The organism is Mailhella massiliensis (assembly GCF_900155525.1).
Classification (GTDB): Bacteria; Desulfobacterota; Desulfovibrionia; order Desulfovibrionales; family Desulfovibrionaceae; genus Mailhella; species Mailhella massiliensis.
In genome coordinates, this window is record NZ_LT706940.1 from 115993 (window position 1) to 131658 (window position 15666).

14 protein-coding genes and 1 tRNA gene are annotated in these 15666 nt (G+C 57.8%); 10 read left to right on the forward strand and 5 right to left on the reverse strand.

The window, feature by feature from the left end; all coding sequences use genetic code 11:
- The first annotated feature begins 25 nt into the window (after window positions 1-25).
- The 3 genes from CZ345_RS16090 (at window position 26) to CZ345_RS16095 (ending at window position 2863) form a co-directional block, all read left to right on the forward strand.
- Window positions 26-780 (forward strand): IS5 family transposase gene (locus CZ345_RS16090; protein WP_204224230.1). Its coding sequence is split into 2 segments (ribosomal slippage): window positions 26-359 and window positions 359-780, totalling 756 coding nucleotides; the frame shifts between segments, so codons are not numbered across the junction.
- Entirely contained in the window at window positions 780-1919 is a 1140-nt protein-coding gene (locus tag CZ345_RS02005; RefSeq protein ID WP_239446584.1) for an SLC13 family permease, read from the forward strand. Before CZ345_RS16090 ends, CZ345_RS02005 begins: the two co-directional genes overlap by 1 nt.
- 218 nt (window positions 1920-2137) lie before the next feature.
- The gene (locus CZ345_RS16095; RefSeq protein WP_077071524.1) at window positions 2138-2863 is read left to right on the forward strand and encodes a Crp/Fnr family transcriptional regulator; all 726 of its coding nucleotides are present in this window, start codon (window positions 2138-2140) and stop codon (window positions 2861-2863) included.
- A gap of 12 nt (window positions 2864-2875) precedes the next feature.
- On the opposite strand, the gene CZ345_RS16105 is transcribed toward CZ345_RS16095, so the two are convergent.
- Window positions 2876-3630, reverse strand: a protein-coding gene (locus CZ345_RS16105; RefSeq protein WP_204224230.1) for an IS5 family transposase whose coding sequence is annotated in 2 segments (ribosomal slippage) — window positions 2876-3297 and window positions 3297-3630 — 756 coding nt in all. Because the reading frame shifts where the segments join, the coding sequence is not laid out codon by codon here.
- Between the two features lie 572 nt (window positions 3631-4202).
- Between CZ345_RS16105 and CZ345_RS02025 the strand changes: the two genes are divergently transcribed.
- From CZ345_RS02025 to CZ345_RS02045, 5 genes are all read left to right on the forward strand, one after another.
- Window positions 4203-4457 (forward strand): 4Fe-4S dicluster domain-containing protein, encoded by a 255-nt coding sequence (locus CZ345_RS02025; RefSeq protein WP_077071525.1) that lies wholly within the window; start codon window positions 4203-4205, stop codon window positions 4455-4457.
- A 153-nt stretch (window positions 4458-4610) separates the two neighbouring features.
- Window positions 4611-6281, forward strand: a complete 1671-nt coding sequence (locus tag CZ345_RS02030; RefSeq protein WP_077071526.1) for an FAD-dependent oxidoreductase — start codon at window positions 4611-4613, stop codon at window positions 6279-6281.
- Window positions 6282-6546: 265 nt separating this feature from the next.
- Entirely contained in the window at window positions 6547-7929 is a 1383-nt protein-coding gene (locus CZ345_RS02035) for an SLC13 family permease (protein WP_077071527.1), read from the forward strand.
- 178 nt (window positions 7930-8107) lie between these two features.
- Entirely contained in the window at window positions 8108-9388 is a 1281-nt protein-coding gene (gene serS, locus CZ345_RS02040; RefSeq protein ID WP_077071528.1) for a serine--tRNA ligase, read from the forward strand.
- 389 nt (window positions 9389-9777) lie between these two features.
- Window positions 9778-11316 carry a carboxylesterase/lipase family protein gene (locus tag CZ345_RS02045; protein ID WP_083717064.1) on the forward strand — a complete coding sequence of 513 codons (1539 nt, stop codon included), beginning with the start codon at window positions 9778-9780 and terminating at the stop codon, window positions 11314-11316.
- A 139-nt stretch (window positions 11317-11455) separates the two neighbouring features.
- On the opposite strand, the gene CZ345_RS02050 is transcribed toward CZ345_RS02045, so the two are convergent.
- From CZ345_RS02050 to CZ345_RS02065, 4 genes are all read right to left on the reverse strand, one after another.
- On the reverse strand, window positions 11456-12181 hold the full coding sequence (locus CZ345_RS02050) for a vWA domain-containing protein (RefSeq protein ID WP_077071529.1): 726 nt from the start codon (window positions 12179-12181) through the stop codon (window positions 11456-11458).
- A gap of 91 nt (window positions 12182-12272) precedes the next feature.
- Complete coding sequence (locus CZ345_RS02055; RefSeq protein ID WP_077071530.1) at window positions 12273-12818, reverse strand: hypothetical protein; 546 nt, start codon at window positions 12816-12818, stop codon at window positions 12273-12275.
- 189 nt (window positions 12819-13007) lie between these two features.
- Window positions 13008-13083, reverse strand: a tRNA-Ala gene (locus CZ345_RS02060).
- A gap of 137 nt (window positions 13084-13220) precedes the next feature.
- A complete protein-coding gene (locus CZ345_RS02065) occupies window positions 13221-14399 on the reverse strand; it encodes a hypothetical protein (RefSeq protein WP_077071531.1) in 1179 nt (392 codons plus the stop codon).
- 307 nt (window positions 14400-14706) lie between these two features.
- Between CZ345_RS02065 and CZ345_RS02070 the strand changes: the two genes are divergently transcribed.
- Together CZ345_RS02070 and CZ345_RS02075 are read left to right on the forward strand one after the other, a co-directional pair.
- The gene (locus CZ345_RS02070) at window positions 14707-15351 is read left to right on the forward strand and encodes a GntR family transcriptional regulator (RefSeq protein WP_077071532.1); all 645 of its coding nucleotides are present in this window, start codon (window positions 14707-14709) and stop codon (window positions 15349-15351) included.
- Complete coding sequence (locus tag CZ345_RS02075; protein ID WP_077071533.1) at window positions 15348-15656, forward strand: hypothetical protein; 309 nt, start codon at window positions 15348-15350, stop codon at window positions 15654-15656. Before CZ345_RS02070 ends, CZ345_RS02075 begins: the two co-directional genes overlap by 4 nt.
- The last annotated feature ends 10 nt before the right edge of the window (window positions 15657-15666 follow it).

The window sequence follows — 15666 nt, forward strand, 5'->3', positions numbered from 1 at the left end:
TTATTGTCGGCATAGGGAGGATGCCATGAAGGAACTTTTTTATCTTTCTCATGAACAGATTGCTCGTATCAAACGCTACTTTCCTCGTTCCCATGGCATTCCGAGAGTCGATGACAGGCGTGTCGTCAGCGGCATTATCTATGTCATCAAGCACGGCCTGCAATGGAAAGATGCTCCGCGCGAGTATGGACCATACAAAACTCTCTACAATCGTTTTATCCGCTGGAGCCGATTGGGTGTCTTTAACAGGATTTTTGCGGAGCTTGTTGAGCAAAACGGCTCCACAACACGCTTGATGATTGATGCCACACATCTCAAGGCACACAGGACAGCAGCAAGTTTGCTGAAAAAAGGGGCCTTTCCCGATGTATCGGACGCACAAAAGGCGGCCTGAATTCAAAACTCCACGCTGTCTGTAATGCCTTCGGTCAACCGTTGGCCTTCCATCTGTCCGGCGGTCAGGTGAGCGACTACAAAGGCGCTGCTGTCCTGCTTGATACTCTGCCGCAGGCCGGGGAGCTTCTGGCGGATAGAGGCTATGATGCCGACTGGTTTCGTCATGCCTTGTCCCGTAAAGGAATCACGCCGTGTATTCCCGGCAGACACAGCCGGAAAACTCCGGTGGCCTATGACAAGGAGGTTTATAAGCAGCGGCACAAGATAGAAATCATGTTCGGCCGACTCAAGGATTGGCGCAGAATAGCCATGCGTTATGACCGTTGTGCCCACACGTTCTTTTCGGCTATTTGTCTCGCTGCCATTGTCATCTTTTATATTTAATGAGTCCTGAACCTAGGTTCATCTCGCTGTGGTTCATCACCCGCAAGGCTGTGACCGGAAGACCATGGCTGTTCACCTATACTTTTCTCGGCTCCATCATGCTGCTCGGCGGCCTGACCAGCGCCTCCCCTGCGGCGGTCATCGGCTGGAGCATCCTGTACGGCGTCTGCGACGTATGCGGTTATAAGAAAGGCGACGGCTACCCCACCATGATGGTGTTCGGCATCGTCTACGCCGCACAGGTGGGCATGTCTCTCATTCCCTTCAAGCAAACAGCTCTTACCGTGATGGGTGCTTACGAAACCATGGCGGGAACGCATATCGACTACGCCAAGTACATGCTTATCGCCCTGGTCGCCTGCGCCCTGTGCTCCCTGCTGTTTCTGCTCATCGGCAAGTACATCTTCCGTCCCGACGTGAGTAAGCTGGCCAACCTCGACGCCGGAAAGCTCGACACGGAACAGAGCCTGAGTCTCTCTTCCGTACAGAAACTGGTGCTCGGATTTCTCTTCGCCCTGGTGGCCCTGCTGCTCATCCCCGCCTTCCTGCCCAAGGATCTGGCCGTTGTCCGCTTCCTCAAGAGCATAGGCAACACCGGCATCTGCATGTTCCTCGTGGGCCTCATGTGCTTCATCAGGGTTGACGGCAAACCTCTGCTCCGCTTCAAGGCCATGGTGGACGACGGTGTGGCCTGGGGCATCATCTTCATTCTCGCTCTGGTTCAGCCCCTCTCCGGCGTCATGGCCAAGCCTGAAAGCGGCATCACCTCCTTCCTCATGACCATGCTCGAACCTCTGTTCGGTTCCGGCTCCCCGCTGTTCTTTGCCGTGTGCATGGGCCTTCTGGCTACCATTCTCACTCAGTTCATCAATAACGGCGCCGTGGGCGTGGCCCTTATGCCCGTCATCTTCAGCTATTGTTCCAATATGAATGTCGGGCCGGAGCTGCCTGTCATCATGGTGGTCATGGGCGTGCATCTGGCCTTCCTCACTCCTGCCGCCAGCTCCAGCGCCGCACTGCTGCACGGCAACGAATGGGCCAGCTCCAGAAGCATCTGGAAATCCTCTCCCATCGTCATCCTGCTCTCCTGGATACTGATAAGCGCCGTCACCGCCATTCTCGGCTCCGTGCTCTTCTGATTCTCCCGCTCCAAAAGAGTCTCTCAGAGCCTACGGATCTTCAGCGCGGAGAACTGCCTCCTCTCCACGCTTCAGAGCGCTCCGCTTCGCCCCCGCGAAACGGAGCGCTTTCTCTTCCCTCCCTTTCTTGCCCGGCCGGGACATCCCTGCTACCATCAACGGGCGTCAAAAGGCCCGTCTTCTCCGGCTGCGCCGGTCCGACACCGCAAGGATATCCCATGCCCTCTCCTTCTGCCTCCCTCAAGAAAAACGTCTCTCCCCAGGCTGACTACATGCCCTTCGCCGTGCCCGTGGTACAGGGGAAAGTGGACGCGTCTTCCTCCGTATGGAAGGAAATTCAGCGCGAAGGTACAAGGTTCGTCTGTCCCGCGGGAAGCCTCATCGATCTTTCCGGCGAACGGCTCTTCGACATGTATTTTCTGGAAAAGGGAAGCGTGCGCATTCTCTTCGATACGCTCGACGGCAGGCACCGGGCCCTCATGACCTTCGAACCCGGCGGCATCTTCAACCTTGCCTGCGCCCTGACGCACCAGAATGCCTCCGGTCTGTATCACTGCGTGGAGGAAAGCACCGTCTGGAGGATTCCCGGAGCCGTCCTTCGGAACGAACAGGCCGTCACCTCCAGTCCTGCTCTCGCCGCCTACGCCCTGCGCCAGATGGGCACCGTGGCGCTCATCCACAGCACCTTTCTTTCCGACATGCTCATGGACGACTTCTCCATCCGTTTCTGCCGCTACCTCGTCTCCCTTTCCGTACGGCACGGCGGCACGGAGTTTCCCCTCGGCCTCACGCAGGAACGCTGCGCCGCCATGCTCGGCGTGCACAGGGCCACCCTGAGCAGAGCCATACAGTACCTGAAAGCTCAGGGAGTGCTGGAAAGCTTCCGGCGCGGAAAGGTTCGCATCCTCGACATGGAAAGACTCCGCCGCATGGCGGGAGCCTAGGTTCAGGACTCATTAAATATAAAAGATGACAATGGCAGCGAGACAAATAGCCGAAAAGAACGTGTGGGCACAACGGTCATAACGCATGGCTATTCTGCGCCAATCCTTGAGTCGGCCGAACATGATTTCTATCTTGTGCCGCTGCTTATAAACCTCCTTGTCATAGGCCACCGGAGTTTTCCGGCTGTGTCTGCCGGGAATACACGGCGTGATTCCTTTACGGGACAAGGCATGACGAAACCAGTCGGCATCATAGCCTCTATCCGCCAGAAGCTCCCCGGCCTGCGGCAGAGTATCAAGCAGGACAGCAGCGCCTTTGTAGTCGCTCACCTGACCGCCGGACAGATGGAAGGCCAACGGTTGACCGAAGGCATTACAGACAGCGTGGAGTTTTGAATTCAGGCCGCCTTTTGTGCGTCCGATACATCGGGAAAGGCCCCTTTTTTCAGCAAACTTGCTGCTGTCCTGTGTGCCTTGAGATGTGTGGCATCAATCATCAAGCGTGTTGTGGAGCCGTTTTGCTCAACAAGCTCCGCAAAAATCCTGTTAAAGACACCCAATCGGCTCCAGCGGATAAAACGATTGTAGAGAGTTTTGTATGGTCCATACTCGCGCGGAGCATCTTTCCATTGCAGGCCGTGCTTGATGACATAGATAATGCCGCTGACGACACGCCTGTCATCGACTCTCGGAATGCCATGGGAACGAGGAAAGTAGCGTTTGATACGAGCAATCTGTTCATGAGAAAGATAAAAAAGTTCCTTCATGGCATCCTCCCTATGCCGACAATAAGAACTTTTTACCCTTTTGGCAATTAATGAGTCCTGAGCCTANGAGGAAAGTAGCGTTTGATACGAGCAATCTGTTCATGAGAAAGATAAAAAAGTTCCTTCATGGCATCCTCCCTATGCCGACAATAAGAACTTTTTACCCTTTTGGCAATTAATGAGTCCTGAGCCTAGTTTCCGGCCCTGCCGGCAGGAACTGCTTCTCATCGCAGCACCGCATATCCGACGTTTCCTCCCCCGTCAGCAGACAGAAAAACCTTGTTCCGTTTTTCCCATCAGTCCCAAAACGCCGTTTCTATCCTCTATCAAAAGTAAAACATACTGAAAAGACACAATATTTATGAGCAAGGGGCTTTTCGCATCCCTTTGCCCGCTGCCTTTTCCACCGCTTCATCACGGCTTCTTCTCCCTGTTTTTTTCAGTGTTCCGCACAAAAAATATAAAAATGTCGCACATGCGATATTTTCCTTTTTTCCTTTGTGAAATTCTGTACTCGTCGCCAGTTGGCGAAGCCGCCATGCGAATGTCCATTTCTGCAAAGGAGAAGAAATATGCCCCCGGTCATCAACAGAGAAGCTTGCCTTGGCTGCGGCATCTGCGCCGATGTGTGCCCCCTGCAGGTATTCCGTCACAACAAGGACACGGACAAGGTTCCCGAAGTAAAACGCCCCTACGAATGCTGGCACTGCAACGCCTGCGTGCTGGATTGCCCGGCCCACGCCATAGAACTGCGCCTGCCGCTCACGCACATGCTGCTTTATGTGGACGCCGACACCCTGAAGCCCAAAGACCTGCCCGTACGCTGAGCTTTCCGCAAAGGTTTCCCTGAAAGAGCCCCGGAAAAATCTTTTCCCCATGCTTCATGCCCGCCCGGGCTTTCCTCTCCATAACGACGAATCCGGGCGACGGCCCTTCCGGGGCATCCCTTTCCCCACCCACATTTTCTTCGGAGGTCATCCATGATCCCTCTCAAAAAGCAGTATGAAGCCGACGTCGCCGTCATCGGCGGCGGCATAGCCGGACTTATGGCCGCCATCGCCGCGGCGGACAAGGGCGCCCAGGTGGTTCTTCTGGACAAGGCCAATACCAAGCGCAGCGGCGCAGGCGCCACGGGCAACGACCACTTCCTGTGCTGGATTCCCGAAAAGCACGGCGATATCAGCGTGGTCTACAACGAATTCATGGACAGCCAGAACGCCACGAGCAACGACACGCCTCTCGTCATGCGCTTTCTGGAAACCAGCCCGAAGATCGTGAACATGTGGAACGACTGGGGCATCAACATGAAGCCCACGGGCGACTACCACTTCGAAGGCCATGCCTACCCGGGCCGCCCGCGCATCTTCCTGAAATACGACGGCCACAACCAGAAGAAGGTGCTCACTGAACAGGCGAAAAAGCGCGGCGTGAAGATTCTGAACCACGCTCCCGTGCTTGAAATGTTCCGCGACAAGGAAGGAGTGAGCGGCGTGCTTGCGCTGGATGTTTCCGGTGACGAACCTTCCTTCATCATGGTCCGGGCCAAGGCCGTGGTGGCCGCCACGGGCTATGTGAGCCGCCTTTTCACCACCGATCCCACGCCGAGCCAGATGTTCAACACCAACATGTGCCCTTCCGGCACCGGCGACTCCATCGCTCAGGCCTGGCGCATCGGCACCTACCTTGTGAACATGGAAAAGACCTACCGCCATGCCGGGCCGCGCTTCCTCGCCCGCTGCGGCAAGGCCACCTGGATAGGCGTGTACCGCTACCCCGACGGAAGGCCCGTGGGCCCCTTCATCACCAGGCCCAATGTGGAAACCGGCGACATGACGAGCGATGTGTGGTCCTCGGCCTTCACCGATCTCAAGCTGAGCGGCCGCGGCCCCGCCTACATGGACTGCTCCGGTGCAAGCAAGGAAGACCTGGAACACATGCGCTGGGCCATGAAGTGCGAAGGTCTCACCGCCCTTCTGGACTATATGGACAAGGAAGGCATCGACCCCGGCAAACACGCCGTGGAATTCGGCCAGTATGAAGCCAACCTCGTGACCAACGGCATAGAAATCGACATCAACGGCGAAAGCAACGTACGCGGCCTCTTCGCCGCAGGCGACATGATGGGCAACATCAGCGGCGATATCGGCGCCGCGGCCGTCTACGGCTGGATTGCCGGACATCACGCCGCCGATTACCAGACCCGCGCCCTCGCCGCGGAAGCGACGGAACAGGCTGAAGAACGCATGGCCTTCTACAGCGCCATATACGAACGCAAGGTCGGCGCGTCCTGGCAGGAAGCCAACTTCGCCCTGCAGCAGATCATGACCGAATACGCCGACTGCGGCCCGCACCGCGTTCGTTCCGACTCCATGCTCACCGCCGGCATCAAGTACCTGGGCGATCTGCGCATGAAGATAGAAAAAGAACTGTATGCCTCCGACGCGCACGAACTCATGCGGGCCGCCGAAGTCATCAACCTGCTCGATCTCGGCCAGGCGCTCATGATCTCGGCCCGGGAGCGCAAGGAAAGCCGCGGACGCCACATCCGTTCCGACTACACCTTCACCAACCCCCTGCTCCGCGACAAGTTCCTGCGGGTATGGAAGGAAGGCGATGAAGTGAAAACGGCCTGGCGCGACCGCCTCATCTGACACACCGCCCCGGTTTCCTTTCGGAAACCGGGGCATTCCCGTCATGAAAGAAAAAAGACGAAGTAACTTTCATGCGGCAGAGCGGCTTGCGCAGACCGATGAAGAATCCTACGATGGCGCGGTAATACCGCACTCTCCGCAGGCATGCCTTTTACGGACAGGCAGGGGAACCACTTCAGCACAGTCCTGAAACGTGTCGCGACGCGCTCATAAAGGCACATCATTCCGGCAAGGGACCGGATATCCGTCTTATCAGGGAGGAAAAATGAAAACTCTATCCATGCTCCGATGGCCGCTGACTCTGGTGCTGCCCCTCATCGTCTACTTCGCAGCCCCGACGGACATCTCTCCCAAGGCGCCCCTGTTCATGGCCATGACCAGTATGGCCATACTGGCATGGGCCTTCAACGTCTTCCCGGCCATAGGTGTGGCGGCCCTGCTCACCTTCGGCTACATGCTGGGCGGCGTGGCTCCTGCGGAAGTGGTTTTCGGCCCGTGGACCACGGTACTGCCGTGGATATCCTTCGCCGCCGTCATCATCGGTGAAGCCATGGATCAGACGGGCCTTGCGCGGCGCCTGGCCCTTGCCTGCCTCACGCTTGCAGGCGGCAGTTTCCTGGGCCTTCTGTGGGGCTTCTTCCTCGGCGGGCTTGTCCTTGCCCTTGTTCTGCCCTCCATTCTCGCCCGTATGGTGGTGCTTTGCGCCATCGCCTCCGGCATCGTCGACACGCTGCGGCTCAATCACAAGTCGCGCATGTCCTCCGCCATCATTCTCATGGCCTTTATGGCGGCAGCCGCGCCCCAGTTCCTGTTCCTGCACACGTCCGAAAGCTTCATCTGGGCCTTCACCATGCTCTTCAAGGACGGCAGCACCGTGGACTTCTGGCAGTACGCCTGGCACGGTTCCTTCTTCTCCATCGTCTACACGCTGGCTTCCATGGCCGTCATTCTGGTCGTGAAGGGGAAGGAAAACCTCACCACCATGGGCAACGCGCAGGCCTTCATCGCCTCCAGCCGCAAGGAACTCGGCCCCGTGAGCCCCAAGGAAAAGAAGCTCATGGTCATCGTTCTCGGCATGGTGCTCGCCTTCATGGTTCAGCCCTGGACCGGGGTCGACCCCGTATTCATCTTCGCCGTGCTGGCCCTGCTCTGCTATATGCCCGGCATAAGCATCCTTTCCGAGGAAAGCATCGGCAAGGTGGAGATCATGTTCCTTGTCTTCATCACTGGCTGCATGTCCATCGGCTTCGTGGGCGGAGCCGTGGGCTTCAATGCCTGGGCCGTGCAGCAGATTCTTCCCCTGCTTCAGGGCTGGGGAGAAACCATGTCGGTCATCATCGCCTATATTTCCGGCGTGGCCGTCAACTTCCTGCTTACGCCTCTGGCGGCCACGGCGGCTTTCACCCCCGCCATCGGCGACCTCGGGCAGGCGCTCAACATGAACCCTCTGCCCCTGTTCTACGCCTTCCAGTACGGCTTGGATCAGTACATCCTGCCCTATGAGGCCGTGTACTTCCTCTACATCTTCATCACCGGCCGCGTCACGCTCTCCCACGTCATTCCCGCGCTCGCCCTGCGTGCGCTTCTGTGCGGCGTGCTCCTCGCCTGCGTGGCCATTCCGTGGTGGAATTTCGTAGGCATCCTGTAGGCATACGTTTTCCATGACATGGAAGGGCCCTCATCCCCGGCGGACGAGGGCCCTTTCGTTCCCGCTTTCCGCAACATTGACGCTGCGACACTGTCGGGCTAGAATATCCGTTCCTTTCAAATACCCGGGCTTCACGCCTGCATCATATCGCCCACACGCAGATTCAAGGAAGTTACCCATGCTTGATCTCAAACTGCTTCAGAAACAGCCCGAAGTGGTGGCCAAGGCCCTGGCCGACCGCCATTCCAGCATTTCCGTCGATGAATTCCTAGAACTCGACGCCCGCCGCCGCGCCGCCCTCACCGAGGTGGAAACGCTCAAGAGCCGCCGCAACGCCGAATCGGCCGAAGTTGCCCGCAAAAAGCGCGCCGGGGAAGACGCCTCCGAACTCGTTGCCGAACTCGGCAAGCTTTCCGATCACATCAAGGAACTGGACGCCGAAGTTTCCGACATCAAGGAAAAGGTGTATCAGTGGATGCTCAGCGTGCCCAACATCCCCGATGCCTCCGTGCCCGTAGGCCTCGATGAGAACGACAACCCCGAACTGCACCGCTGGGGCACGCCCCGCGAATTCCCGTTCCCGCCCAGGCAGCACTTTGAAGTGGGCGCCGCCCGGAAAGGACTGGACTTCGAACGCGGCGCCAAGCTCGCCGGTTCCCGCTTCTGCGTATCCCACGGCGTGTTCGCCCGCCTGGAACGCGCGCTCATGAACTTCTACCTCGACACGCAGACCACGGAATTCGGCGCCACCGAAATTCTGCCCCCCTTCATGGTCAACGCCGCCACCATGCTGGGCACGGGGCAGCTGCCCAAGTTCGAGGAAGACCTGTTCAAGATGCCCGCATGGGGCTACTACCTCATCCCCACGGCCGAAGTGCCCGTCACCAACCTGCACGCCGGAGAAATTCTTGAGGAAGACCAGCTTCCTCTGCGCTATACCGCGGGCACGCCCTGCTTCCGCTCCGAAGCCGGTTCCGCCGGCAAGGACGTGCGCGGACTCATCCGCCAGCATCAGTTCATCAAGGTGGAAATGGTGCGCTTCGCCCATCCCGACAAGTCCTGGGAAGAGCTGGAAAACATGCGCCGCTGCGCGGAAATCCTGCTGGAAAAGCTGGAGCTGCCCTACCGCACCATCACCCTCTGCACCGGCGACATGGGCTTCGGTTCCGCCAAGACCTACGATGTGGAAGTGTGGCTGCCCGGTCAGAACACCTACCGCGAAATTTCCTCCTGCTCCAACTGCGTGGACTTCCAGGCCCGTCGCGCCAACATCCGCTTCCGTCCCAAGGGCGGCGGCAAGCCTGAATTCGTGCACACCCTCAACGGCTCCGGCCTGCCCACCGGCCGTTCCATGGTGGCCGTGATTGAAAACTACCAGCAGGAAGACGGCTCCATCGTCATCCCCAGGGTGCTTCGTCCCTACATGGGCGGCCTTGAGGTCATCACGCCCGACATGTAGTTCTTCTTCCTTACCGCGATAAAAAAGGGAGACGGTTCCGCCGTCTCCCTTTTTTATCGCGTTTTTCGGACTCCCGGAGCACGACGGAGGCATACGGCGTTCAACATGTTTCTTTTTTCTCAAAAATCATGCCGTCATAACGGCTCAGGAAAGAAGAAATAACGCAATATTTCCGGCATACGGAGCTCTCGTCCGCACCTGTGCGCATACGCCTCCCATAGCCATGCCGCCGACGCGCACCTTTTCAAAAACAATCGGAAACATGTTGCCTTTTATAGAACAACAGGAAAAAATTTTGAGCTTTACCTTATACGGGCTTTTGTTTTTTTCTGAACAAGGAAGCCGCCAATCTCCGGCTTCCTTTTTCTGCCATACACAGGAGCCTTCTCATGAACAGACGCCAGTTTCTCTATTCCGGCGCCGCTGCGGCGCTTATGACTGCCCTGCCTTTCCGTGCCCGTGCGACGGAAGGGCCCATTGTCCATACTCCGAAGGGAGACCTGCGCGGCCTCGTGATCGACGGGGTGCATGTTTTCCGGGGCGTCCCCTGCGGAATGCCTCCCTTTGAAGGCAAATACCGCCTCGCCCTGCCGGAACCCGTCGCTCCCTGGAAAGGCGTGCTGGACGCCGCCGCCTTCGGAGACATTCCTCTTCAGCTCGGCAGGGGCACGTCGAAGCCTGTGGGCGGAGGCGACTGCCTGCGCGTGAATATCTGGACGCCCGCCCCCGGCAAAAGCAACTGCCCCGTCATGGTTTACATTCCCGGCGGCGGCAGCACCACCTGCGACAACAACGACATACGTTTCGACGGTACGGCCTTTGCCGGGGACGGCGTGATTCTCGTCACCATCAACTACCGCGTGAACGTGGACGGCTTCTTGAAGATCAAGGGCGTTCCGGCCAACATCGCCCTGCGCGACATGATGTTCGGCCTGCGCTGGGTGCAGGACAACATCGCCGCCTTCGGCGGCAACCCCGACAACGTCACGGTGTTCGGCCAGTCCGCCGGCGCCACGCACATCACCTCACTGCTGTCTTCTCCCATGGCGAAAGGTCTCTTCCGGCGCGCCATCCTCCAGAGCCCCGCGGCGCTTGCCCAGTACGACGCCGACCTCGCCTCAAAGGTTGCGGAAAGCCTGCTGGCCTTCTACGGTGTGGAAAACAGCCGTGACGCCGTGGCCGCCCTTTCCCCGGAAAAGCTGCTCTCCTTCCCCGCCTTCCTTTCCGCACAGAACAAAAAGCCCGAATGGTGCCGTATGCTGGGCGGCAACATCGCCCTGTTCAAGCCCTACTATGACGGCGAAGTGCTGAAAAAACGCCCTGTGGACGCCATTGCGGAAGGCGCTGCGCGCGGCGTGGACATCATGGTGGGAACGGCGGAAGAAGAATGGCGCTGGTACACCGTGCCGAACGGAGCCATCGACAAGATAGGCGAAGGCGCGGTCAAAGGATTTGTGGACTCCACGGGCTTTTCCTCCGATATCGTGGAAAGCTACCGCAAGGCCGGACGCGGCAATACCCCCGGCGAACTGTTCACCGCCCTTCAGTCCGATTTCATATTCCGTATGCCCGCCAACAAGGTGCTGGAAAGCCAGAAAAAGGCCGGCGGCAACGCCTGGGCCTACTCCTTCGCCTGGAAGAGCGACGCGGCAAACGGACGCCTGGGCGCGGCCCACAGCGTGGATCTGCCCTTCGTTTTCAAAACGCTGCATAAGGATTCCTCCCGCGTGAAGAACTCCGTGGGAATCAATCCCCCGGATTCTCTGGCCGAAGCCATGCACAGTGCCTGGGTGCGCTTTGCCAAGGAAGGCAACCCCGGCTGGACGCCCTTCGATACCGAAAAACGCATGACCATGCGCTTCAACACCGAAAGCGCGGAAGTCTCCGACCCGTGGAAGACCGAACGCGAAACCATGATCCTGAAATAATACTGTGATATGCGGCGTCCTGTCCGCCGCGTATCCTCATCCATGAAGGCTCCCCGCCCACAGGCGGGGAGCCTTTGCGTTATCCGGCTGTTCACCGGTACAGATTCACCTTCGCTCCAAAACGCCGCCGGCTGCCGGCTTACAGAATGAAGGAGCCTCCCCGCATGGTACGCAGCATATCGCGCAGGGAAAAAGAATCCTTCCGCCCGAAGCGCCTGCCGTCCTTTCCTCCCCGGCGTTCATAGTCTTCCCTGATGCGGCTCTTCCAGTCTCCCTCTATGACGCCGGTCCGGGCAAAACAGGAACAGACATGGGAAAGAGACTCGTACATGGTGCGTATGCCCGCGCCGTCGCAGATGAAATCTGCGGCATTCTTTTCGGAAAGACCGAAATCCCGCGCCGTGGACTCCGCGTCGATGTTTGCGCCGAGAAAAAGGAACTCCCAGCCCTTTTCCTTCTGCTCTTCGATCATTTTGCGCACCTCTCCGGCGGAAAAACGGCTGCTGGCGTTTTCCAGTCCGTCCGTGGTGATGACGAAAAGGGTGTGATCCGGCACGTCTTCCGGCCGGATGTAGCGGTGCACGTTGCGTATATGCCGTATGGCCCCGCCCACGGCGTCGTACAGCGCCGTACAGCCGGAAACGGAGTAGTCTTCCGCCGTGAGCGCAGGAATCTCGCGGATATCCCTGCGGTCATGCAGGATTGCGGTTTCCTGATTGAACAGTACCGTGGAAAGAAGCACCTTTCCTTCTGCCTTCTTCTGTTTTTCGAGTACGGCGTTGAAGCCGCCGATGGTGTCGGATTCCAGCCCGTACATGGAGCCGCTGCGGTCGAGAATGAAGACGAGTTCCGTTGTGCCGTTCATAAGTCCTCCTCAAGGCTTTTGTTGTGTTAACCGCCTTATAGGAAAACTTTCACGGCATCAGGTCGCCGCTGCGGCGACAATATGCGGAACTTCAGGCTCCAAGGAGAGGAAGGTCGAGTTCCAGCAGATATTCGTTGATGAGCATAACGTCGTATATCTTCGCCCGGATGCAGTATTCTATGGCAAGGTCGAAGGCGTCGCTCTTCGACAGGGCATAGCCCGCTCTGGCCAGAAATTCCCGCGCTTCCTTCTCGTTCAGCTCAAGGGCCAAAACAAAGGCGAAGGCCGTTTTCCTGCTGGGGCGGTAATGCACGTCTTTCTGAATTTTGGAAAAGAGCTTTCTGTCGATACCCGCGCGACGGTAGCATTCGGCATGACTCATGCCTTTTTCCCGGATCAGCCGGATAAGAGCCTCCGTAAAGCTTTCATCACGGAAGCGCACGGCCTTCTTCAGCGCGTCAAGTACCCTGCCCTTCGGGGATACTGCCTTCTGGAAACAGGTATGGACACGCTCGAAGCAGATCTCCGGTTCCAGGTGCAGAAGAGTATCCGTACCCGGAAGTTCCGCACGCTGAAAATCCTCTCCTCGGGAAGAGATGTAACGAAGAAGGCATTCTTTAAAAGCGGGATCTATCACGGCTTTTCTCCGCAACTATGGAGGAAGATGGAAGATTGGCGTCATACAGCCCGTACAGCACAGGGCTGCGGGCACGACCGGTAAAACATTACGTTGTCGTACGGAAAAATCCAGGCCCGGTAAACATGCCGCCGGGGATTCCTGGATAAAGAAAAAGGGTCTGCGTTTTATCCGCAGACCCTGAAATTCTGGTGGAGATGAAGAGAATTGAACTCTTGGCCTCTTGAATGCCATTCAAGCGCTCTCCCAACTGAGCTACATCCCCGTTGCGGAGTCATTCATGCCAGAATGGCCCGACATAGTCAAGAAAAAAAACGCATCTTTTCGTGAATACCCGCTTCTCCCCCGGGAGAAGGGAAAATTCCCCTTGTTTCTCCGCTTGGGTACGGCTCCGCCGGAGGACTACCTTTTTGCCCGCCAGCTGGATACAAGGCGGGCAAAAGATTCGTACAGAGGCCGGAAGGCCGCTTCGCCGAACCCTCCGGGCGAAGGAGCGGCAAATGCGAAGATGAGCACCGCATGCAGCCCCTCGGCGGAATAAAAAGGCTTGGCGAAGTAGGAGCGCACTCCGCAGGGAATGAACATGGCCCAGTCGATGGACTTGATGCTGTCGAGCGTATCCTCCACGGTGAGCGAATCCAGACTGAACCTCTCGATATCCTGCGCAATGGTGCCCTCGTACGCATGGGAAGCCCCCCAGGAAAGCGAGGAAAAGAGTCGGCCCACTCCGTACACTTCCACCATGCCCCGTATGGACTGAATGTCGGAAAACATGAGTCCTTCCACGCCCGGGCAGCGGGCGAGCAGCCTTTCCAGCCCTTCCTTCAGAGAAGGGATCTCCTCTTCCCCTTCAGGGCAGGAAACCAGAGAACAGGAGGCCGGCGTTTCAGGAATATTCAGAAGGGCTATACGCACGATATCCGTGCCCGTGGAACAGGGAGAAATACGCACCTTGGAACCGAGAATGCTGCCCGAACCGCTGCGGAGCATGAGCGTGCCCGCCCATATTTCCTTTTCCAGTGCATGACGGCAGGAACCAAGCAGCGTTTCCCCCATCTCTCCGGGGGCGATATCTTCCAGCATGAAGTCGCCCCCGCCCCTGGCCGCGCCTGCAAAAAGAGCCTGCGCCGCCTCGTTGCAGGTGACGATCTCCTTCTCGTCCAGGCTGAGCACCAGCACGGGATACTGGGCATGCCCCAGGGCAAGCTGGCATGTCCCCGCCGTGCCGTTGGCCACGAACGTGGCCGGAAGCACCGCTTCTTTAAGCATGCCGAAATATTTTTCCGGGTCGGCGGGGTCGGGCCACCCCTGGAGAAGATAGGCCTGATGCGGATTATCGCTGAGCCGGAACGACACCATGGCCGACTGGCGGCTCGTCACCATCTCCCAGAACTCGCAAAGCAGGGTATGGTCCGACTTCATCACCACCCTGCGCCTGAACTGCGCATCCTTGAGCAGGCGGGAGGTATTTTCCCCCAGAGAAGGCAGTGTCCAGCCGTTCAGCAGCCGTATGCGCGAACGGCGATGCTCTATCTCCCACAACAAGCCGGGAAAGCCTGACGCCCAAAGAGAGAAATCCATAGCCCGCCTCCGCGCTGTAGTGCCATATTTTGTCTAATTTATGAGAAAACGAAGAGATTGTAAATTGGTTAAACCAAAATTATCTCATTACCGGAAACTCTTGCTCCATTCCTGAAAAAACGAGTGTCCACAAATGAAAAAATGCGGGAACAACACTTGTGGATGAACCATTTTATTATTTTTTTATATATAAAATCAAATAATTATCTTCTTTTTTCATTTTTTTTAAAAACGCTTGAGTCTTTTCGTGTAACAGCGCAAGAATAGTAACTATGGATAAAGGGTAAACGCGCGCGGAGGTTCCTTTATGAGCAAGCAGAAACTGATTGAACAGCAGCTGGAGCAGGCTCTTATGGAGGGGCGCTGGAAGCTGTTCGAACGCCTGCCTGCCGAACGCCAGCTGGCCGAGGAACTGAACGTCAACCGAACCACGCTGCGGGCCGCCCTGAGCGCTCTTGCCGGGCGCGGCATACTGGAAACCACCCACGGCAGCGGCACACGCGTGCGCGCTCTGCCCTCCGAGCACCCCGCCCAGTGCGTTCTGACCGACAAGATATACGCAAGCCTGCTCATCGTGCCCCCCATCATCCATGCCTCATCCCTCATCATACGCCCCTCGCAGATTCTCAGTCTCGAAAGGCTGCTGCCCGTAGCCGGGACGGCCCTGCGCAATGACGATACCAAGGCCTTTGTTCAGGCGCACATCCAGTTTTTCATGGAAGCGGCCCGCTTCATCAACAACACCAGCATAAGCGCGGCGCTCGCCTCCTGCCTGCCCGACGGCAAAAGTCTGGTACGCCTTTTCCACTCCTGCGGGCTGCAGCAGAACGAAATGCTCTTCGCACACCTGGCAAGGATACTCAGCGCCATGCGCCACGCCGATGCAGCCGACGCTTCGGCCGCGGCGCAGGCCTATTTCTCCACCCTGCAGACGCTGGCGGAAAAAAAATGAGCGAAGGCAGAACCATCACCAGAAAGGAATTTCTGCACGGAATATTTCGGCATCGCACCGGAAACGACCGGGATACGCGGCCCGAAACTCCCGAACCGGACTACCTTGCCATGCTGCCCCCCGAATTTTCGGGCGTCATGCTGGAAATGGAGGCCGCACGCCTTGGAGGTGATACCGCAACGATGACGCGCAATGAGATGGCCGCTCTGGTCGTACGTGCCATGTACGGCGAAGCGAGCCGGACGGAAGAAAGGCAACAGAGTCCCGGCCCCGCTCAGGAGCAAGAGCGGACGCCCCTCGACTGAACAAAGGAGG

Bases quoted from the DNA above. Each gene is read 5' to 3' on its own strand.
- CZ345_RS02005 (WP_239446584.1), top strand. From the start codon at position 780: ATGAGTCCTGAACCTAGGTTCATCTCGCTGTGGTTCATCACCCGCAAG.
- CZ345_RS16095 (WP_077071524.1), top strand. From the start codon at position 2,138: ATGCCCTCTCCTTCTGCCTCCCTCAAGAAAAACGTCTCTCCCCAGGCT.
- CZ345_RS02025 (WP_077071525.1), top strand. From the start codon at position 4,203: ATGCCCCCGGTCATCAACAGAGAAGCTTGCCTTGGCTGCGGCATCTGC.
- CZ345_RS02030 (WP_077071526.1), top strand. From the start codon at position 4,611: ATGATCCCTCTCAAAAAGCAGTATGAAGCCGACGTCGCCGTCATCGGC.
- CZ345_RS02035 (WP_077071527.1), top strand. From the start codon at position 6,547: ATGAAAACTCTATCCATGCTCCGATGGCCGCTGACTCTGGTGCTGCCC.
- serS (WP_077071528.1), top strand. From the start codon at position 8,108: ATGCTTGATCTCAAACTGCTTCAGAAACAGCCCGAAGTGGTGGCCAAG.
- CZ345_RS02045 (WP_083717064.1), top strand. From the start codon at position 9,778: ATGAACAGACGCCAGTTTCTCTATTCCGGCGCCGCTGCGGCGCTTATG.
- CZ345_RS02050 (WP_077071529.1), bottom strand. From the start codon at position 12,181: ATGAACGGCACAACGGAACTCGTCTTCATTCTCGACCGCAGCGGCTCC.
- CZ345_RS02065 (WP_077071531.1), bottom strand. From the start codon at position 14,399: ATGGATTTCTCTCTTTGGGCGTCAGGCTTTCCCGGCTTGTTGTGGGAG.
- CZ345_RS02070 (WP_077071532.1), top strand. From the start codon at position 14,707: ATGAGCAAGCAGAAACTGATTGAACAGCAGCTGGAGCAGGCTCTTATG.
- CZ345_RS02075 (WP_077071533.1), top strand. From the start codon at position 15,348: ATGAGCGAAGGCAGAACCATCACCAGAAAGGAATTTCTGCACGGAATA.